At 70.3% G+C, this 18,905-nt stretch carries 17 protein-coding genes and 1 pseudogene; 14 read left to right on the top strand and 4 right to left on the bottom strand.

Annotated features, from left to right (window positions below):
* Window positions 1–15: 15 nt before the first annotated feature.
* Together ABZS97_RS05225 and ABZS97_RS05220 are read left to right on the top strand one after the other, a co-directional pair.
* Window positions 16–648, top strand: coding sequence for a potassium-transporting ATPase subunit C (locus ABZS97_RS05225; protein ID WP_356133724.1), 633 nt, complete (start codon window positions 16–18; stop codon window positions 646–648).
* Between the two features lie 7 nt (window positions 649–655).
* Window positions 656–1,339, top strand: a complete 684-nt coding sequence (locus ABZS97_RS05220) for a response regulator (protein ID WP_356133722.1) — start codon at window positions 656–658, stop codon at window positions 1,337–1,339.
* A 30-nt stretch (window positions 1,340–1,369) separates the two neighbouring features.
* Here ABZS97_RS05220 and ABZS97_RS05215 read toward each other — a convergent pair whose 3' ends face one another.
* Window positions 1,370–2,257: a LysR family transcriptional regulator gene (locus tag ABZS97_RS05215; protein ID WP_356133781.1), complete on the bottom strand. Its 888-nt coding sequence runs from the start codon at window positions 2,255–2,257 to the stop codon at window positions 1,370–1,372.
* A 78-nt stretch (window positions 2,258–2,335) separates the two neighbouring features.
* On the opposite strand from ABZS97_RS05215, the pseudogene ABZS97_RS05210 reads away from it, so the two are divergent.
* Together ABZS97_RS05210 and ABZS97_RS05205 are read left to right on the top strand one after the other, a co-directional pair.
* Window positions 2,336–3,226: pseudogene (locus ABZS97_RS05210) on the top strand (EamA family transporter); the annotation flags it as partial.
* 18 nt (window positions 3,227–3,244) lie between these two features.
* Window positions 3,245–3,958 carry an NAD(P)H-binding protein gene (locus tag ABZS97_RS05205; protein WP_356133779.1) on the top strand — a complete coding sequence of 238 codons (714 nt, stop codon included), beginning with the start codon at window positions 3,245–3,247 and terminating at the stop codon, window positions 3,956–3,958.
* 51 nt (window positions 3,959–4,009) lie between these two features.
* Here ABZS97_RS05205 and ABZS97_RS05200 read toward each other — a convergent pair whose 3' ends face one another.
* Window positions 4,010–4,447, bottom strand: coding sequence for a hypothetical protein (locus ABZS97_RS05200; RefSeq protein ID WP_003974483.1), 438 nt, complete (start codon window positions 4,445–4,447; stop codon window positions 4,010–4,012).
* A gap of 484 nt (window positions 4,448–4,931) precedes the next feature.
* On the opposite strand from ABZS97_RS05200, the gene hemL reads away from it, so the two are divergent.
* From hemL to ABZS97_RS05150, 10 genes are all read left to right on the top strand, one after another.
* Complete coding sequence (gene hemL / locus ABZS97_RS05195; RefSeq protein ID WP_356133720.1) at window positions 4,932–6,248, top strand: glutamate-1-semialdehyde 2,1-aminomutase; 1,317 nt, start codon at window positions 4,932–4,934, stop codon at window positions 6,246–6,248.
* Entirely contained in the window at window positions 6,245–6,961 is a 717-nt protein-coding gene (locus ABZS97_RS05190) for a histidine phosphatase family protein (protein ID WP_356133718.1), read from the top strand. The genes hemL and ABZS97_RS05190 overlap by 4 nt, the downstream gene beginning before the upstream one ends.
* 284 nt (window positions 6,962–7,245) lie before the next feature.
* A complete protein-coding gene (locus ABZS97_RS05185) occupies window positions 7,246–8,538 on the top strand; it encodes a hypothetical protein (protein WP_356133716.1) in 1,293 nt (430 codons plus the stop codon).
* An 81-nt stretch (window positions 8,539–8,619) separates the two neighbouring features.
* Complete coding sequence (locus tag ABZS97_RS05180) at window positions 8,620–9,243, top strand: TlpA disulfide reductase family protein (protein ID WP_356133714.1); 624 nt, start codon at window positions 8,620–8,622, stop codon at window positions 9,241–9,243.
* A 6-nt stretch (window positions 9,244–9,249) separates the two neighbouring features.
* Window positions 9,250–10,026, top strand: coding sequence for a cytochrome c biogenesis protein CcdA (locus tag ABZS97_RS05175; protein ID WP_356133712.1), 777 nt, complete (start codon window positions 9,250–9,252; stop codon window positions 10,024–10,026).
* A 138-nt stretch (window positions 10,027–10,164) separates the two neighbouring features.
* Window positions 10,165–11,844 (top strand): cytochrome c biogenesis protein ResB, encoded by a 1,680-nt coding sequence (locus ABZS97_RS05170; RefSeq protein ID WP_356133777.1) that lies wholly within the window; start codon window positions 10,165–10,167, stop codon window positions 11,842–11,844.
* Complete coding sequence (gene ccsB, locus ABZS97_RS05165; RefSeq protein WP_356133710.1) at window positions 11,841–12,944, top strand: c-type cytochrome biogenesis protein CcsB; 1,104 nt, start codon at window positions 11,841–11,843, stop codon at window positions 12,942–12,944. The genes ABZS97_RS05170 and ccsB overlap by 4 nt, the downstream gene beginning before the upstream one ends.
* A gap of 77 nt (window positions 12,945–13,021) precedes the next feature.
* Window positions 13,022–13,627 carry an RNA polymerase sigma factor gene (locus tag ABZS97_RS05160; protein ID WP_356133708.1) on the top strand — a complete coding sequence of 202 codons (606 nt, stop codon included), beginning with the start codon at window positions 13,022–13,024 and terminating at the stop codon, window positions 13,625–13,627.
* The gene (locus ABZS97_RS05155; RefSeq protein ID WP_356133705.1) at window positions 13,624–14,559 is read left to right on the top strand and encodes a CU044_5270 family protein; all 936 of its coding nucleotides are present in this window, start codon (window positions 13,624–13,626) and stop codon (window positions 14,557–14,559) included. The genes ABZS97_RS05160 and ABZS97_RS05155 overlap by 4 nt, the downstream gene beginning before the upstream one ends.
* A 38-nt stretch (window positions 14,560–14,597) precedes the next feature.
* Entirely contained in the window at window positions 14,598–14,984 is a 387-nt protein-coding gene (locus ABZS97_RS05150) for an SRPBCC domain-containing protein (RefSeq protein ID WP_356133702.1), read from the top strand.
* A gap of 88 nt (window positions 14,985–15,072) precedes the next feature.
* Here the strand turns inward: ABZS97_RS05150 and ABZS97_RS05145 are convergent, their stop codons facing one another.
* Window positions 15,073–16,614 carry a hypothetical protein gene (locus tag ABZS97_RS05145; protein ID WP_356133700.1) on the bottom strand — a complete coding sequence of 514 codons (1,542 nt, stop codon included), beginning with the start codon at window positions 16,612–16,614 and terminating at the stop codon, window positions 15,073–15,075.
* Entirely contained in the window at window positions 16,614–18,719 is a 2,106-nt protein-coding gene (locus tag ABZS97_RS05140; protein WP_356133698.1) for a hypothetical protein, read from the bottom strand. The genes ABZS97_RS05145 and ABZS97_RS05140 overlap by 1 nt, the downstream gene beginning before the upstream one ends.
* Window positions 18,720–18,905 lie beyond the last annotated feature (186 nt).

Below are 18,905 nucleotides of genomic sequence, written 5' to 3'. Positions count from 1 at the left end.
AGCGTGTTGAAGGTCATGAACAACTCCCTTACGAACACGGCCCGGTTGCTGGGCGCGGGCCTGCGTGCGCTCCTCGTGTTGACCGTGCTCACAGGCGTGATCTATCCGCTGGCGGTCACAGGCGTGGCCCAGGCACTGTTCAGCAACAAGGCGAACGGCTCGGAGATCAAGGCGGACGGCAAGGTCGTCGGCTCCTCGCTGATCGGCCAACAGGGCTACGGCCTCGACTACTTCCAACCGCGCCCCGCCAACGGACTGGGTGTGAACTCGGTCAACACCCAGTACAAGCTGATCCTTTCCGGCGCCACGAACCGCTCCGGTGACAACGCCGACCTCATCAAGTGGGTCAAGGAGGTCAAGGCCAAGGTCGTCAAGGACAACTCGACGGCGGGCTACACGGTGAACCCGTCGGACGTGCCGGCGGACGCCGTCACCTCCTCCGGTTCCGGCCTGGACCCCGACATCTCCCCGGCGTACGCCGACCTCCAGGTCCACCGGGTCGCCGAGCGCAACGGCCTGTCCGTCGCCCAGGTGGACAAGCTGGTCAGGGACTACACGGACGGCCGCACCCTCGGCTTCATCGGCGAGCCCCGCGTGAACGTCCTTCAACTCAACGTCGCCCTCAAGGAACTGACCAAGAAGGGGTGATGCCCACGTGACCCGGGTGCTGCTCGTCGAGGACGACCCCCAGCTCGTACGGGCCCTCGTGCTCAACCTGCGGGCTCGCCGGTACGGAGTGGACGCGGCGCCCGACGGTGCCACGGGCCTGCGGCTCGCGGCACTCCGGCAGCCCGACGTCGTCCTCGTGGACCTCGGGCTGCCCGACATGGACGGCGTGGACGTCATCAGGACGCTGCGCGCCCGGACCCGCGTGCCCATCCTGGTGCTGTCCGCCCGCCGGGCCTCCGACGAGAAGGTCGAGGCGCTCGACGCGGGCGCCGACGACTACATCACCAAGCCGTTCAGCATGGACGAGCTGTTGGCCAGGCTGCGCGCCGCGGTCCGCCGTACGGAGGCCATGCCGGTCGCCCCGGAGACCGCCCTCGTCACCACGGCCGACTTCACGGTCGACCTGGTCGCGAAGAAGGCCACCCGCGGCGGGCGGGACGTGCGGCTGACGCCCACGGAGTGGCACCTCCTGGAGATCCTGGTCTGCAACCCGGGCCGCCTCATCACGCAGAAACAGCTCCTCCACGAGGTGTGGGGCGCCTCCCGGACCACCAAGACCAACTACCTGCGCGTCTACATGGCCCAACTCCGCCGGAAACTGGAGTCGGACCCGGCACATCCCCGTTACCTCATCACCGAGGCGGGGATGGGGTACCGGTTCGAGAACTGACCTCCGCCGGGCCGGAGCCCCTGGGTCGCTCTATCTCGGCCGGACCCCGAGGACTTCGAGCATCGCCCGGGTGGCCGGGCTCGGGTTGAACCGGCTCCACGCCAGGTACTCGACGCGATGCGGCCCGTCGGCCACCGGTACGAGTGCCAGTCCGGGGTCCGCGGCGGCCAGCGGGCGGATGAACGCCGACGGCAGCAGCGCGACGCCGAGCCCGCGCGCGATCAGCCGGGTGATCAGCTCGACGACACCGGCCTCGTACGCGACGTCGCGGACCAGGCCCGCGGCGGCGAACGCCTGATCGGACTGGGCCCGGGCGGGAGTCCCGGCCACGAAGTCCACGAACGTCTCCTCGGCGATCTCGCGCAGGGTGACCCGGGAAGCACCCGCCAGCGGGTGCCCGGCCGGCACCACCAGCACATGCTCGTCGTGGTCGAGTGCGAGGGTCTCCACGCCGGGCGGCGGTTCGCCCTCCGGCAGCCCGAGGAAGGCGATGTCCAGCTCGCCGCTCCGGATCGCCGCCGCCAGATCGTCACTGCGTCCGGAACGCAGGGCGACGCGGACGTCCGGGTGCCGGGCGCGGTACCGCTGCAGCAACTCGGGTACGTCGACGGCGGCCGTGGTCACGATCACGCCGACGGCGAGCCGGCCGCGAACCACGCCCGTCGCGGCGGCCGCGTCGGCGGCCGCGCGGTCGGCAGCGGCCAGGCACTCGCGCGCGCCGACGAGAAACGCCGCTCCCGCACTGGTCAGCTCGGTACGGCGGCTGGACCGGGCGAACAGCTTGACCCCGAGCTCCCGTTCCAGACTCGCTATCCGGTGACTGAGCGACGACTGCACCACGAGGCAACGCTCCGCCGCGCGCGTGAAGTTGCGGGTTTCGGCGACGGCGACGACGTACCGCATCTGCTGGAGATCCACGCGACAATCGTTCTCGTTCATGGCTGGCATGGCAACCATGCTTTGGATTCATGACGAGCCGTGCTGAGACTGCATCACATGCATCCCTCGACCGAGCGGTCACCGGGCCGGCTGCGGACCCCGACCCCTTCGCAGGCGGCAACCGTCGCGCTCACCGCCCTCGCCCCCGCGTCCTGGGGCACCACGTACGTAGTGACCACGGAACTGCTGCCGCCCGCGCATCCGATGTTCGCCGGACTGATGCGCGCCCTGCCCGCCGGGCTGCTCGCGCTGGCGCTCACCCGGGTGCTCCCGCGCGGGGACTGGTGGTGGAAGGCGGCCCTCCTCGGCGTGCTCAACATCGGCGGGATGCCTCTGCTGTTCCTGGCGGCCGAACGGCTCCCCGGCGGTGTCGCCGCCACCCTCGGCGCCGCCCAGCCGCTGCTGGTCGCGGGCCTGGCCGTCACCGTGCTCCACGACCGGCCGACGGCCTGGCGACTGGCCTGGGCTGTCATCGGCGTGGTCGGCGTCGGACTCGTCGTACTCGGTCCGGCGGCCCGGCTGGACACCGTCGGGGTGCTCGCCGGGCTCGGACATACGGCCACCATGGCCGGCGGGGTCGTCCTCACCAAGCGCTGGGGCCGTCCGGCGGGGGTCGGTCCACTGACCCTGGCCGGCTGGCAACTGGCCGTCGGCGGAATGCTGTTGCTCCCGCTCACCTTCGCGTTCGAGGGAGCGCCGTCGGGGATCGACGCCGGAGCGGTCTGCGGCTACCTGTGGCTCGGCAGCATGGGCGGGCTGATCGCGTACACGCTGTGGTTCCGCGGGATCGGGCGCCTGCCGGTCGGGGCGTCCGCACCGCTGGTGCTGCTGTCCCCGCTGGTGGCGACCGTCATAGGCATCGCGCTGGGCGAGTCACTGAGCCTGCCGCAGACGCTCGGCTTCGCCCTCGCCCTGGCCGCGCTGCTCGCCGCGCAACTCAATCCCCCCAACCTGAAGAGAGTTTCGATGACGGAGAATTCGATGACCCAGAACATGACGATCGCCGTGCTGGGCGCCACCGGGATGGTCGGCAGCCGGGTGATCACCGAGGCGAGCGCACGCGGACACCGGGTGCTCGCCCTGTCCCGCAAGCCCGAGAGCCCCGCGAGCGAGGACCCGAACGTGACGCCGATCGCGGTCGACGCCAACGACGCCGGCGCCGTACGCGAGGCACTCGCCGGCTCCGCCTCGACCGGCGCCCGCCCCGCGGACGCCCTCGTGCTGGCCGTGCGGACCTTTCCGGTCGACCAGGAGTTCCTGGTCGGCGCCACCCGTACGGCGCTGGACATCGCCGCGGAGCTGGGGATACGCGTTCTCGTGGTGGGCGGCGCCGGCGCCTTGCGCAGCCCCGACGACCCCGACCTGCTGATCGCCGACAACCCCGCGTACGTGCCCGTCGAGTTGAGAACCGTCGCCGCCGCGGGAACAGCTCAGCTACGGACCTGCCAGGCCCACTCCGGCGCCGACTGGGTCTACCTCAGCCCCCCGGCCCTGCTCGAACCCGGCGCCCGAACCGGCCACTACCGGCGCGGCACCGACACCCTGCTCACCGCCCCCGACGGCCGCTCCTGGATCAGCGCCGAGGACCTGGCCGTAGCCGTGCTCGACCACCTCGAAACCCCCGGCCCCGACCACCACATCACGATCACCCACCACGACGAACCCCACCTGCCGACATAAGCCCACCGACGAAGCCCGAAGACCCCGCCCGCACGCCGAAACGCCCGGGGGCTAGGGCCACACCAGGCAATACGGCTGATGCCCCGCCTCATGCAACCGATGGCTGAAATCCTGCCACTCGTGCAGCAGTTGGTAGACATTGAACGCATCCCGCGGCCCGCCGCGGTCCGGGACTGTCGACCAGATGAAGGCGGCCGCGCCGACCGCTTCCTCGCCGATGCCGCGGAGGGGGTCGACGACGGTCATCGGGAGCTTGACCACGGCGTAGTCGGGGTGGAGGACGACCAGCTCCAGTGGGGGCACCTTGTGCAGGGGGACGCCCTCGATGCCGGTGAGGACCATCGCGGCCATCGTCTCCGGCTTGATCTTGGTGAACATGCCGTTCATGCCGAGCTCGTCGCCGCCGAGTTCCTCGGGGCGCATCGAGATCGGGACCCGGGCCGCCGTCGCGCCGTCGGGCGCGCCGAAGTATTTGTACGTCACCCCCACCCGGCCACCATTCCCGCTCCCTGCCCCGAGCCGGTCCGCCTTACGGTCCATGAAGTCCATACCGTCCATACGGGCCGACTGCTCGATCCGCTCAGGCTCATTCTGCGATCCCTGAGGAGACCCCTGCGGGGATCCCTGTGAACCCTGGGGTCCCTGGGGTCCCTGCGAACCCGGTGTTCCGGGCGTTCCCTGTCCCTGGGTCTGTCCCTGTACCGGGGACGGTCCCTGTGCCTTGGCCTGTCTGGCCTCGGCCGCTTCCTCCGCCTCGCGTCGGTGCTTCCCCCGCCGGGCACGCCGAGGACCGAGGTCATCGGTCCCCTCGCCCAGTCCGCCACCGCGATGCATATCTCCACCCGACTGCTTTTCTAGGACGCGCGGCCCCCGCCGCGCAACCCGATCATCGTGACAGTGACCTCCCCCGCGGCCGCACGCCGAAACGTGCGTTGAAACACCTGTCCGCAGGATCTTCGCAGCCTCTGACACCATGGCTCGTGTGAGCTATCCGTACGAAGCCCCAGTTTCGCAGACTCTTTTCGACCGTGCGGCTGCCGTCACGCCCGGGGGCGTGAACTCCCCGGTGCGCGCGTTCCGCGCCGTGGGCGGTACGCCCCGATTCATGGTGTCCGGTATCGGTCCATACCTGACCGATGCAGACGGCCGCGAATACGTCGACCTCGTATGTTCGTGGGGACCGATGATCCTCGGCCATTCCCACCCCGATGTGATCGCCGCCGTGCAGGAGGCTGTCGGACGCGGGACCTCCTTCGGTACGCCGGGGGAGGGCGAGGTCGCGCTGGCCGAGGAGATCGTCGCGCGCGTCGAGCCCGTCGAGCAGGTGCGGCTCGTGTCGAGCGGCACCGAGGCGACCATGTCCGCCATCCGTCTCGCCCGCGGATTCACCCGGCGCACCAAGGTGATCAAGTTCGCCGGGTGCTACCACGGGCACGTCGACTCGCTGCTGGCCGCGGCGGGGTCGGGGGTGGCGACCTTCGCGCTGCCCGACACCCCCGGCGTCACCGGCGCCCAGGCCGCCGACACGATCGTCCTTCCCTACAACGACCTCGACGCCGTGCACGAGGCCTTCCGGGCGCACCCCGGTGAGATCGCCTGCGTCATCACGGAGGCCTCGCCCGGCAACATGGGCGTCGTCCCGCCGGGGCCCGGGTTCAACCAGGGGTTGAAGGACGCGTGCGCCGAGAACGGCGCGCTGTACATCTCCGACGAGGTGATGACCGGCTTCCGCACCAGCAGGGCCGGCTGGTACGGCGTGGACGGTGTGCGGCCGGACCTGATGACCTTCGGCAAGGTCATGGGCGGCGGCTTCCCCGCCGCGGCCTTCGGCGGCCGCAGGGACGTCATGGAGCACCTCGCGCCCGCCGGACCCGTCTACCAGGCCGGCACCCTCTCCGGGAACCCGGTCGCCACCGCCGCCGGGCTCGCCCAGCTGCGGCTGCTGGACGATGCGGCCTACGACACCGTGGACGCCGTATCGGCGCAGATCCAGTCCCTGCTGGTGGACGCGCTCACCAAGGAAGGTGTCGCGCACCGGCTGCAGAACGCGTCCAACATGTTCTCCGTCTTCTTCACGGACGGGGAGGTGAGGAACTACGAGGACGCGAAGGCGCAGGAGTCGTTCCGGTTCACCGCCTTCTTTCAGTCGATGCTGGCGCAGGGCGTCTACCTGCCGCCGTCGTCGTTCGAGTCCTGGTTCGTCTCGACCGCCCATGACGAGCGGGCCATTCAGCGGATCGCCGACGCCCTTCCGGCGGCGGCGCGGGCAGCAGCGGAGGCCACTGCATGAGCAGCAACGACGACAGCGCCGGGCGCGACGGGTACCCGGACGAGGACGTCACCGTCGTCCACGTGATGCGGCACGGTGAGGTCGCCAACCCGGACGGGGTGCTCTACGGGCGCCTGGCGGGCTACCACCTGTCCGAGCTGGGGCGGCAGATGGCCGAGCGGGTCGCCGAGCACCTCGCCTCGCGTGATGTCACTCACGTCGGCGCGTCGCCGCTGGAGCGGGCGCAGGAGACGGCGACGCCGATCGCCAAGGCGCACGGCGTGGATCTCGCGACGGACGGGCGGCTGATCGAGGCCGACAACGTCTTCCAGGGCAAGACCTTCGGTGTGGGGGACGGCGCGCTGCGCCGGCCCGCCAACTGGAAGCACCTGGTCAACCCGATGAAGCCGTCGTGGGGCGAGCCGTACGTCGACCAGGTCGTCCGCATGATGGGCGCGCTGGACGCGGCCAAGGACGCGGCGCGCGGTCACGAGGCGGTGCTGGTGAGCCACCAGCTGCCGATCTGGATCCTGCGTTCCTACGTCGAGCGGCGGCGGCTGTGGCACGACCCGCGCAAGCGGCAGTGCACGCTGGCGTCCCTGACGAGCTTCACCTACCGCGGAGACAAGATCGTCTCGGTGGGTTACAGCGAGCCGGCCCGCGATCTCGTCCCCGCGCATCTCCTCGCCGGTGCCAAGCCGGTGAAGGGGAAGGACAAGGCTTTCGGGGCGTAAGGGCACGCGCCGTGCGTGACGGGAAAGTGCGCACGCACCGTACGTGACGGCAATGTGCGCACACGCGGTACGCGGCGGAAAACTGTGCACGCACCGTTGCCGGTTGTGCACTCCCGAGCAAGGTGTGCGCCCGTCACAAAGCGTATGCAGCCGTGTCATCAGAGCGTATCTTCGTAAAAACAGTTAAATATGCGTGAGTTTGAAGGAACCGCCGTCTTCGTCGTGCCCTCTCAATGGGTGCCAGCTGAAAGCCAGCTGAGAGGGAACGACGAAACGGGGACGCCATGCGGGAGTTCAGTCGACGGGGAGCGATGGGGCTCGGAGCAGGCGCCGCCGCCGCGCTGGGACTCTCCGGTTGCGGTACCGACATGTCAGACGGTGGAGGCCCCATCGGCGGTTCCCCCGCGGGCGGTCACGCCGGCCCCAAGCACCCGGTACGCCCCATAGGCGACGGCTCCACGTCGTTTACGGGCAAGCAGCCGCACCAGCCCGGCAAACCGGAGCCTCTCGAAGCCGGCCAGACCCCGCCGCAGTTCGTGATCTTCTCCTGGGACGGCGCCGGAGAAGTCGGCACGGGACTCTTCACCCGCTTTCTCGATCTCGCCAAAGAGCACGACGCGCACATGACGTTCTTCCTCTCCGGGCTGTATCTGCTGCCCGAATCGAAAAAGCGCATGTACTTGCCGCCCAATAACCCCAAGGGCGCCTCCGACATCGGCTATCTCACCGACGAGCACATCAAGATGACGCTGAAGGGCGTCCATCGCGCCTGGCTCGAAGGCCACGAGATCGGCACGCACTTCAACGGTCACTTCTGCGGCGGTTCCGGCACCGTCGCCAACTGGACCCCGGCCCAGTGGCGCAGCGAGATCGACCAGGCGAAGTCCTTCGTCAAGGAGTGGCGCACCAACACCGGCTGGAGCGACATGCCGTCGCTGCCCTTCGACTACGAGAAGGAGCTCGTCGGCGGCCGTACGCCCTGTCTGCTCGGCCAGAACAACCTGCTGCCCACCGCCAAGGCCCTCGGCTGGCGCTACGACGCCTCCTCGCCCGGCGGCCTCCAGCAGTGGCCGGACAAGAAGCAGGGCGTGTGGGACTTCCCGCTGCAGGGGATCCCGTTCCCCGGGCACTCCTTCGAGGTGCTCTCGATGGACTACAACATCCTGGCCAACCAGTCGCACAACTCGACCAAGGCGCCGCCCGCCAACTACCCGGGCTGGCGTACCCAGGCGGCCGACGCGTACATCGCCGGGTTCAAGCGGGCCTACGAGACCAACCGCGCGCCCTTCTTCATCGGCAACCACTTCGAGCAGTGGAACGGCGGCATCTACATGGACGCCGTCGAGCAGGCCTTCAAGCACGTCGCCCGGGAGAAGGAGAAGGGCGAGGACGTGCGCATCGTCTCCTTCCGGCAGTTCACCGACTGGCTCGACGTGCAGAAGCCCGAGGTGCTGGACAAGCTCCGGACGCTGAACGTCGGCGAGCAGCCGGCCGGCGGCTGGAAGAGCTTCCTCGGTGACGTCTCCACCAGCTCGACCAGCTCCGCAAGCGCGTCGAGCGGCTCGGCCAAGAGCTGACCGCAGGTGGCCTGAAATGGGCTTTTCCGCCCGCAAGGGGGGTGCGGAAGATCCCCTAAACAGACATGCGAAACTTTTCACATGAGTGCCGCCTGCCGCGTCGACCAGCGCCCGAACCGCACCCGTAGCCGTGCTGCCCTGCTCACCGCGGGGGCCGCCGTCGCGGCGCTCCTCCTGTCGGCATGCACCTCCGGGGGCACCTCCGGGGGCTCGGGCAACACCAACTTCGTCGCCGGCAAGGACGGGGTGGACACCGTCGCGAAGGGATCGCGGTCCGCGATCCCCGACCTGTCCGGCAAGACCGTCGACGGCAAGCAGCTCGACGTCGCCGACTACAAGGGCAAGGTCGTCGTCCTCAACGTCTGGGGCTCCTGGTGCTCGCCGTGCCGTGCCGAGGCCAAGAACCTGGAGACGGTCTACCAGAGCACCAAGGACCAGGGTGTGCAGTTCGTCGGCATCAACACCCGCGACGGCGGCACCAGCCTGCCCAAGGCGTTCGAGGAGCAGTACGGCATCTCGTACCCGAGTCTCTACGACCCCTCGGGCAAGCTGATGCTCCGCTTCAGGAAGGGCACGCTCAACCCGCAGCTGATCCCCTCCACGCTCATCATCGACCGGGACGGAAAGATCGCGGCCCGGACGCTGCAGGCGCTCAGCGAGGAGAACCTGCGCAAGATGCTCAAGCCCGTCCTCGCGGAGAAGTGACCTGACGTGTCCCTTCTCGCCACGACCCTCGCCGCGCCCGTCGGCGGCAACGCGACGGTCTACAGCGGCGCCCTGCTGGTCGCCCTGCCCATCGCCGTGCTCGGCGGACTCGTCTCCTTCTTCTCGCCGTGCGTCCTGCCCCTGGTGCCCGGCTACCTGTCGTACGTCACCGGCGTGAGCGGCACGGACCTGGCGGACGCCAGACGGGGGCGGATGGCGGCGGGCGCGGCCCTGTTCGTCCTCGGCTTCACCGTCGTGTTCGTGTCCGGCGGCGCGCTCTTCGGGTTCTGGGGCGCGAACCTGCGCGCCCACCAGGACGTCCTGTCCAAGGTGCTCGGCGTGCTCATGATCCTCATGGGCGTGTTCTTCATGGGCGGCATGCCCTGGCTCACCCAGCGCGAATTCCGCTTCCACAAGCGGCCGGTGACCGGTCTCGCGGGCGCTCCGCTGCTCGGCGCGCTCTTCGGGATCGGCTGGACGCCGTGTCTGGGCCCGACGCTCTCCTCCGTGCAGGTACTGGCGATGAACCAGGCGAGCGCGGGCCGGGGGGCCATACTGACCGTCGCGTACTGCGCCGGTCTCGGCATCCCCTTCGTCCTCGCCGCGGTCGCCTTCCGCAAGGCGCTCGGCGCGTTCGGCTGGGTCAAGCGTCACTACGCCTGGGTGATGCGGATCGGCGGCGGCATGATGATCGCGACCGGTCTCCTCCTGCTGACCGGTGCGTGGGACGCCCTCGTTCAGCAGATGCAGAGCTGGTCCGACGGCTTCACGGTAGGGATCTGATCCATGAGCACGACCGACACGGGCACCACGGGCTCCGGCGCCGGAAAGACGCCGGACCCGGAGTCCCAGGACGCCCGCGACGCGCGTGATCTCGGCGAGGCCGGGTCCCAGCTGTCCACCGCCCCCGTGGAGACGGCGATGCCCGGCTCCTTCGGCGGTTCGCGCGCCCCGGGCCTTTCCGGGTGGCTCGCCTGGACCGGCCGCGAAGTCATCGGCTGGGCGCGCTGGTTCTGGCGGCAGCTCACCTCCATGCGGGTCGCGCTGATCCTGCTCTTCCTGCTGTCGCTCGGCGCGATCCCCGGGTCGCTGATCCCGCAGTCCGGGACCGACGCGAGCAAGGTGCAGGAGTTCAAGGACACGCACAGCGTGCTCGGGCCGCTCTACGACAGGCTCGGCCTGTTCCACGTCTACAGCTCGGTGTGGTTCTCGGCGATCTACATCCTGCTGTTCGTCTCGCTCATCGGCTGCATCGTGCCGCGCACCTGGCAGTTCGTCGGACAGCTGCGCGGCCGTCCGCCGGGCGCTCCGAAGCGGCTGACCCGGCTGCCCGCGTACGCGACCTGGCGCACCGAGGCCGACCCGGAACTCGTCCGCGACGTCGCGCTCAAGGTCCTCAGGAAGCGCCGGTTCCGGGCGCACGTCGACGGGGACGCCGTCGCCGCCGAGAAGGGCTATCTGCGCGAGACCGGCAACCTGCTCTTCCACATGGCGCTGATCGTGATGCTGGTGGCCTTCGCCTGGGGCCAGCTCTTCAAGTCCGAGGGCAACAAGCTGATGGTGGAGGGGGAGGGCTTCTCCAACACGCTCATGCTGTACGACGACTTCAAGTCGGGCACCCTCTTCAGCAACGACGACCTCACGCCGTTCAGCTTCGACCTGAAGAAGTTCACCGGCACCTATGAGCGGACGGGTCCCAACACGGGCACCCCCCGCACGTATCAGGCGGACATCACCTACAGCGTGGGCGCCTACGGCAAGGCGAAGAAGGCCACCGTCAAGGTCAACGAGCCGCTGAAGATCGGCGACTCGAAGGTCTACCTCGTCAGCCACGGCTACGCGCCCGTGGTCACCGTCCGCGACGGCAGGGGCAAGGTCGTCTTCCACGAGCCCGTGCCGATGCTGCCGCTCGACTCGAACGTCACCTCGCAGGGTGCCATCAAGGTGATGGACGGCTACAAGGACGCCAAGGGCCGGCACGACCAGCTCGGTTTCGCGGCGCTGTTCGTGCCGACGTTCGCCGGCAAGGGAAACGGGACGATGTTCTCGCAGTTCCCGGCGCTCGACTTCCCGGTGCTCAACGTGTCCGCGTTCCACGGGGACCTGGGCGTCAACGCGGGCATCCCGCAGAACGTGTACCAGCTGGACACGAAGAACATGAAGCAGTTCAAGGACTCCAAGGGCGCGATCCTCAAGAAGCAGTTGCTGCCCGGCGAGACCATGACGCTGCCGAACGGCGCCGGGTCGATCACCTTCGACAAGGGCATCAAGGAGTGGGCCGGCTTCCAGGTCACACAGCAGCCCGGCAGTGACTGGGCACTGGTGGGGGCCTTCGGCGCGATCTTCGGACTCGCCGGCTCGCTCTTCATCCAGCGTCGCCGCGTCTGGGTGCGGGCCACCACCGGCGCCGACGGCGTGACGGTCGTGGAGATGGCGGGCCTCGGCCGCAGCGAGTCCGCGAAGCTCCCCGAGGAACTCGGCGACCTGGCCGCACTCGTGCACGACCAGGCGCCCACCAAGCCCGAACCCGATGCCGATCCCGCCATCGACCCCGACGCCGAACCCCCCGTACCTGCCGCCGAAGGGGCTGAGACGAAGTGACTCTCGCCACCGCAACCGACCTGGCCACCGCCACCAACGAACACCTCGCCAACGTCAGCAACACGCTGATCTACTCCGCGATGGCCGTCTACACGCTGGCGTTCTTCGCGTACATCGCCGAGTGGCTCCTCGGCAGCCGCAGCAAGGTCGGCCGTACGGCCGCCGCGCTCACCCAGCAGGCCGACGCGAAGGCCAAGGCTCCGGCGGTCACCGTGAAGTCGGCGGGCGGCACCACCGTGCTGGAGCGGCCGCAGGTCGTCACCCGGTCCGCGGTCGGCGCACGCGATGTGCCCGACGGCCCCGGCGCCCACGGCGGCGACGTGCAGGGCGATCTCTACGGCCGGATCGCGGTGTCCCTCACCGCGCTCGCCTTCCTGATCGAGCTCGGCGGCGTCATCGCCCGCGCGGCCTCGGTGGAGCGGGCGCCGTGGGGCAACATGTACGAGTTCAACATCACCTTCTCCACGGTGGCCGTCGGCGTGTACCTCGGCCTGATGGCGCTGAAGAAGAACGTGCGCTGGCTCGGCCTGTTCCTGATCACCACCGTCCTGCTGGACCTGGGCCTCGCGGTCACCGTCCTGTACACCGCGAGCGACCAGTTGGTGCCCGCGCTGCACTCGTACTGGCTGTACATCCACGTCTCGACGGCGATCTTCTGCGGCGCGGTCTTCTACGTGGGCGCGGTCGGCACCCTGATGTACCTCTTCAAGGACTCCTACGAGAACAAGCTCGCGAACGGCGGAAAGCCCGGCCGCTTCGCGACCTCCGTCATGGAGCGGCTGCCCGCGTCGGCGTCCCTCGACAAGTTCTCCTACCGCGTGAACGCGGCCGTCTTCCCGCTGTGGACGTTCACGATCATCGCGGGCGCGATCTGGGCGGGCGACGCCTGGGGCCGCTACTGGGGCTGGGACCCCAAGGAGACCTGGGCGTTCATCACCTGGGTCGCCTACGCCTGCTACCTGCACGCCCGGGCGACGGCCGGCTGGAAGGGCCGCAAGGCCGCCTACATCGCGCTGATCGCCTTCGGCTGCTGGCTGTTCAACTACTACGGCGTCAACATCTTCGTGGGCGGCAAGCACTCGTACGCCGGCGTCGGCTGAGCCCGCATGCCCGAGGGGCCGGTTCCTGTGACTCAGGTCACGGGAACCGGCCTTCGTCGTACGGACAGGTACGGGGCGTGGACACGAATCTGCGGAAACGGATCCGCGCGGGGGACCACGACGCTTTCGCCGAGCTGTTCGACGCGTACGCGCGCTCGGTCTACAACCATGCCTTCCGGCTCACGGGGGAGTGGGCGCAGGCCGAGGACATCGTGTCGCTGACCTTCCTGGACGCCTGGCGGCTGCGCGACAAGGTCGACGAGGAAGGCGGTTCGCTGCGGCCCTGGCTGCTCGGCGTCGCCACCAACGTCACGCGCAACACCCGCCGGGCGGCCCGAAGACACGCGGCCGCCGTCGCCCGTCTGCCCCGCGACGAGGCGGTGGGCGACTTCGCCGACGAGGTCGCCGGGCGGCTCGACGACGCCGCGCAACTGGACCTCGTACGGGCGGCGCTGGCGAAGCTGCGGCGGGCCGAGCGTGAGGTGCTGGCCCTGTGCGTCTGGTCGGGGCTGGACTACCAGGCCGCCGCGGAGGCGCTCGGGGTGCCCGTGGGGACCGTACGGTCGCGGCTCTCACGGGCCAGAACAAAACTCGCAAAACATATGGAACTGCCTTCCAGGCGCGGACAGATGAGAGGTGACCGCACCACCGCGGTCGGGCCCACGAAGGAGGGGAACCGATGAACCAGCTTCCCGAGCAGGACCTTCCGCCGGGCCGTCACCGACTCCTCAAGGAGCATCTGATGACCGAGATCCGGCGAGACGAAGCACCCGCGCGCAGGCGCAACGCCTGGCTGCGGCCCGCGATCGCCGCGGCGGCCGTCGCCACCGCCGCGGCCGTCACCTTCGTACTGCTGCCGTCGGGTGGCGGCGGCGAGGGCGCGAGCGCGCAGCCGCCGAGCCGGGCGACGGTCGCGATGCTGGAGGACATCGCGCTGGCGGCCGAGCACGAGGACTCGCCCGGCACGATCCGCGACGACCAGTACGTGTACGTCGACGCGAAGGTCTCCTACTCGCAGAGCGGCAACGGCGTGAAGACGAAGATCCCGCCGCTGCACCGGCTGGAGACCTGGCATGCCGTGGACGGCACCCGCGCGGGGCTGTACCGGGAGGCCGGGCGCGGCCAGTGGTCCGGTGAGCCGGACGCGAAGCCCGGTAAGCCGGGCTACGACGTCGCCACCAACTACCGCCACCTTCAGACGCTCCCCACCGACCCCGGCAAGATGTACGACTGGCTGCACGAGACCGCTCCGAAGCAGAGCGGCCAGGAGACCGATCAGGCCATGTTCGTCCTGGTCGGCGACCTGATCCGGGACGCCGTCGTGCCGCCCGGGCAGAGCGCCGCCCTCTACCGGGCGGTGGCGCGGATCCCGGGCGTGACGGTGATCGACGACGTGGTGGACGCCGCCGGGCGGCACGGTGTCGCGATCGCCCGCAAGGACCCCGACAACCCGAGCCGCGACGAGTGGATCTTCGACAGGAAGACCCACGAGTTCCTCGGTGAGCGGACGGTCGCCACGAGTGACTGGTCGGGCGGCGTGAAGAAGGGCGACGTCACCAGCAACACCGCGGTCCTCGACCGGGCCGTCGTGGACAAGCGGGGTCAGCGCCCCTAACAGGTGCACAACCCCCGCTCTCCGGCCACGCTGGTGTCATGACCCAACCCATCGAAGAGGGCACCACCGAGGTTCAGGGGGACACCCGCACCGAGCACTGGCTGCTCCGTCTTCCCCAGCCTGTGGACAAGGTCTGGACGGCACTGGCCACCCCCGAAGGCCTGCGGGGGTGGCTGTGCGCCGTGGACGTCTTCGAGCCGCGGCTGGGCGGCGCGGTCGGTCTGCGCGGGCTGGGGACCGGGCGGATCACCGCCTGGGACGTGGAGCGCGTCGCGGAGTACAGCGTGGACAGCAGGCTGCGGTTCCACCTGGAGCCCGACGGCGAGGACGCCGGCACGGTCCGCTTCACGCACGAGACCGGAGGCGGCCGGGACCCCGACTGGCGCGCCCGCTTCGAGCGGCTGGTCCAGGGCCTGTCGGCCTAGGGGGTGCTTTGAAAGTCCCGCACAGCACCCACGGCGCCCGGCACGCACCGGACACCGCGGGCACCGCACAGGACTTTCAACACACCCCCTAGGACGGCGGCAGGCACTCCTTCGCCGGGGGCTTCCCCTCCGGCCAGGCGATCTTCACGAAGCGGGAACCGCCCTGCGGGGTCAGCTCCACGACCGGTACGGCCTTGTCGTACGGGTTGCCGTGGTTGTCGAGGCAGATCCAGCCGCTCGCGCCGCTCACCCGCTGGGAGCCCTTCACCAGCGTCCACTGGTTGCCGACGTCCGCGAGCGGCGGCGCCTCCTGGCCGTCCGCGGTGGCCTCGCGGATGCCCTGCACGGCCAGCCGCATGGCGTCGTAGGCGATGATCAGCTGCCCGTCGTCCAGGGCGATCGGGCCGATGGGACCGATCGGCTCGCGGATACCGCTCTGCAGCATCCCGTTCAGTGTCCCGGTGTCGGCGGCGCCGCCCCCGGTCCTCGGGGCGTTCCCGGTCCAGGCGTCCGGGTGGGCGAGGGCGGTGTAGCGGACGGTGAGACGGCCCTTGAGGGCGCTGCGGTGCAGGGCCTTGTCGGCGGTGAGGTAGGAGCCCTCGTCGCCGGTGAGCAGGGTGAAGCCGCGGTCCTGGCAGCCGCGGTCGCCCAACGCGTTGATGAACTGGCGCAGTTGGGTGTGGCGGCCCGCGAAGAGGATGGTGTCCATGCTGTCCGCCGTGTCGCAGACGACGTGCGTGATCTGCCGGAAGGTGTTGGCGGTGGTGCCCTCCCGGCTGCGGTCGGCGGGCGGTGTGAAGGGCTGTGCGCCGTAGGGCGAGCCCTTGAGCAGCTTGGCGAACGACGTCTGGAGCGTGCGCGTGTAGGGGTCGCCGGGCTTGTCGTAGACGAGGAACGCCTTGCCCGCCGAGACCTTGGCGAAGGAGGCGAGGGCGCGGGCCTCGTCGGTGTTGGTGGGGGAGACGCGGGCGAGCCCGGGGAAGGGGTCCTTGCCCTGCTGCCCGTTGGCGAGGTCGTCGGCGGTGATGGACGAGCCGATCACCGGGATGCCGCGCCGGGTGAGTTCGCGCACCGCGAGCTTGTTGTTGTCGGTGCTCATGCTGACGCCGGTCACCGCGCGCAGCCGGTCCCGGCTCTTCGTCATCCGCTCCAGCTGGTCGACGGTCCGGCGCCAATGCGCGCCACTGGCCCCGGGGTTGGCGAGTACGAGCCGTATCTTCGGGGTCTGGTCGTTGGAGTCGTGGTTGGCCTGGTACTGGGCGAGATAGGCGCCCTGCAGCTCGTGCAGCACATCACCGAGGTTGTCGGAGTCGGTCGCGGTGAAGGGCTCCAGCAGGGCGACGGTGACGTAACCGCCGGGCTTGAGGCGGTGGTTCTCGCGGTTGATCGCCCGTACGGTGTCGGCGAATCGGGGACGTCCGAAGGCGTACGTCGTCCAGGAGACGCCCACACATTCCTGGCTGCCCTCGGGCCGCGTGACGCCGGGCGCGCAGGAACGGTCCTCCTTCGTCAGCGTCCGGCCGCCCCAGACCCCGAAGGCCACCAGGACGGCTGCCAGGGTCAGCGCCACATACCTGCGGAAACGAATCTCCCAGACGTCCTCGCGGAGCCACACCCACAACCGCCGCATCACCGGCCCCCGTCCCCGCCGCCGCGGTTGTCGTCGTCGCCCGGGATGCGGAAGGGCCGGCCGGCCAGGGCGTCCGACGGCCAGTCCCGCGACGCCCGCCACAGCAGGGCGTTGCCCGCGGGCCGCAGATTCGACAGCTGCTCCAGCTCGAAGCGCAGCCGCTCGGTCACCTTCGGGTCCGGCAGTACGAGCGGATCGGTCAACTGCCATACGGCGTGCAGGAGTCGGCGCACCCGAAGGTGCAGTACGGCGTCGGCCCCGTCCGGCGGCCGCTGGGCGGCGTCCGTGTGCCCGAGCGCCACGGCGGCCCGGTCGTCGTACCCGTCGAAGTCGTGGCCGTCGGGATCGTGGGCGTGGTAGTAGGGCGCGGACGCGATGAAGACGAGGGAGGCGAGCCAGCCGCCGGTGTCGGTGCGGTGGAAGGTGTCGCGCAGGTGGTCGATGGCGAAGTCGGCCTTGCCGAGGGCGAGTTCGTGGTGGAGGCGGTAGCGCGCGCTGCCCGCCCGCTGGTCGTCGGCGTAGTGGGCGATGAGAGCTCGGTGCACGGCCCGCCACCGCTCGTGGTCCCGGTCGCCGTGGTGCAGCCGCAGCAGGAGCAGCGCACGCAGGAAGGGGTCGCCGACGAACTGGCCCGGGGCCGTCGTCCAGCCCTCCGCGCTGAGCCGCTCCTCCAGGTCGAGGACGCCCGCCGTGCCGAAGTCGTCCGGGAGTTGGGCCTCGGCCAGTGCGCACGCCGAGTCGCGGTCGTGGGCGGCGGCGAGCACGGTCAGCTCGTCGAGGTGGCCGCCGGGCACGAGCCGGTCGAGGAGTTCCCGGTAGGCGGGCCGGCCGCCCTGGTCGTCGTGGACGGCGACGTCGCCCGTCAGCAACTCGCCGAGGGAGGTGACGCCCTGGGGCAGGTTCTGCCGGGCCGACTCGGCGAGCAGGGTGATGCCGAGCGGGCTGCCGCCGGTCAACCGGTGGGTGGCGTGCGGGAGTTGCGGCGGCATGTCGAGGCCCCGACAGGCGGCGCCGACGATGTGCAGGGTGTCGTCGGGCGTCAGCGGGGGCAGCGACACCAGCAGGGCGCGCGAGGACGGGGACGCGTCGGGCTCCCAGCCGGTGGACCGGGCGACCTCGGGCAGGGTGCGGCGGCCGGCGTGGCGCAGCGCCGGGTGCGTATACCCGCGTAGCGCGGCGAAGAAGACGACCTGGTCGGTGAATCCGTCGGCGCGGTCGCGCAGCACGCACTCCATCAGGCGGCGCCCGGCGGGCCCCTGCACGTTGTCGATCAGTACGACCGGGCGGCCGAGGCGGTGCGCGCGCTGCATGGCCCCCGAGTACGCCTCGTCGAGGTCGGCCAGCAGGGCCCGTACGAGCCAGCGCTCGGCGTGTCTTCGGGAGTCGCCGCCCGCCCTGAAGTGCGCGGAGAGCAGGATGAGCCCGAGCTTGGGGTTGCCGCCCGCGTTCGGGTAGTCGCGGTACCAGGTGGCGGCCCGGCGCAGCCGGCGGTGCGCGGGGGCGACGCCCTCGGAGAACGCCTCCAGCGTCGCCTCGATGATCGGCTCGACGACCGGCCCCGTCCCGCTCATCGAGGCGATCAGCTTCGCGATGACCTTGCTCACCCAGCGGCCCGCGAACCCCGACAGCCACGAGCCGCTCTCGTTGAGCAGCAGGATGCGCTCCGCCTCCTGCCGGATGCGCGGCAGGTCCCGGTCGCTCCAGCCGCCCGCCGCGACGGCCAGCAGCCCCGACACCAGCCGGGGAAACCCGATCCGCCCGGCGCCCGTCACCGGCTCGGCGAGCTGCTCGGCGACGGTGGTCAGCGCCTGTCCCACCGGCGACCACGCCTCCGCCGGCCGCTCGTCCGGCGGCCCCGCGAACTGCCGCTCCTCCCCGTCGATCAACGCGACGGGCGTCCGCCCCTTGTACGCCTCCCGCAACTCCCCGAGCACCGCGCTCTTGCCGAGCCCGCGGCCGCCCGCGAACACCACGAAGGGCACGTCCTTGTGGTGCTCGTACGGGGACGAGCGCAACTGGGAGGGGCGCAGGCCGACGAGCCGTGGCGCGAACCCGGGCGGATCGGGGTCGAACAGCGCCCCGCGTCCGTGCAGCCGTCCTTGCACCGCATCTCCCCCCGGAGCGGTCCGGTTCCTCGTGCTGCTGTGAGGTGTATCAACAACAGTGTAGGAAGGGGGAGTTGGTTCGGACTAGGGCGCGTGATGTCCGTCGAGTTACGAAAATGTCGGCGGTGGGGCGGAGCCGGGTCGAAATTGTCGCTCCTCAGGTGAGGGATCCACCCGCCGGTCGAC

Source organism: Streptomyces sp. NPDC005485 (genome assembly GCF_040606085.1).
Lineage (GTDB): Bacteria > Actinomycetota > Actinomycetes > Streptomycetales > Streptomycetaceae > Streptomyces.
This window is presented reverse-complemented; position numbering and strand designations above follow the sequence as displayed.

Bases quoted from the DNA above. Each gene is read 5' to 3' on its own strand.
- ABZS97_RS05150 (WP_356133702.1), top strand. From the start codon at position 14,598: ATGACCCAACCCATCGAAGAGGGCACCACCGAGGTTCAGGGGGACACC.
- ABZS97_RS05180 (WP_356133714.1), top strand. From the start codon at position 8,620: ATGAGTGCCGCCTGCCGCGTCGACCAGCGCCCGAACCGCACCCGTAGC.
- ABZS97_RS05155 (WP_356133705.1), top strand. From the start codon at position 13,624: ATGAACCAGCTTCCCGAGCAGGACCTTCCGCCGGGCCGTCACCGACTC.
- ABZS97_RS05190 (WP_356133718.1), top strand. From the start codon at position 6,245: ATGAGCAGCAACGACGACAGCGCCGGGCGCGACGGGTACCCGGACGAG.
- hemL (WP_356133720.1), top strand. From the start codon at position 4,932: ATGGCTCGTGTGAGCTATCCGTACGAAGCCCCAGTTTCGCAGACTCTT.
- ABZS97_RS05185 (WP_356133716.1), top strand. From the start codon at position 7,246: ATGCGGGAGTTCAGTCGACGGGGAGCGATGGGGCTCGGAGCAGGCGCC.
- ABZS97_RS05225 (WP_356133724.1), top strand. From the start codon at position 16: ATGAACAACTCCCTTACGAACACGGCCCGGTTGCTGGGCGCGGGCCTG.
- ABZS97_RS05170 (WP_356133777.1), top strand. From the start codon at position 10,165: ATGCCCGGCTCCTTCGGCGGTTCGCGCGCCCCGGGCCTTTCCGGGTGG.
- ABZS97_RS05205 (WP_356133779.1), top strand. From the start codon at position 3,245: ATGACGGAGAATTCGATGACCCAGAACATGACGATCGCCGTGCTGGGC.
- ABZS97_RS05145 (WP_356133700.1), bottom strand. From the start codon at position 16,614: ATGCGGCGGTTGTGGGTGTGGCTCCGCGAGGACGTCTGGGAGATTCGT.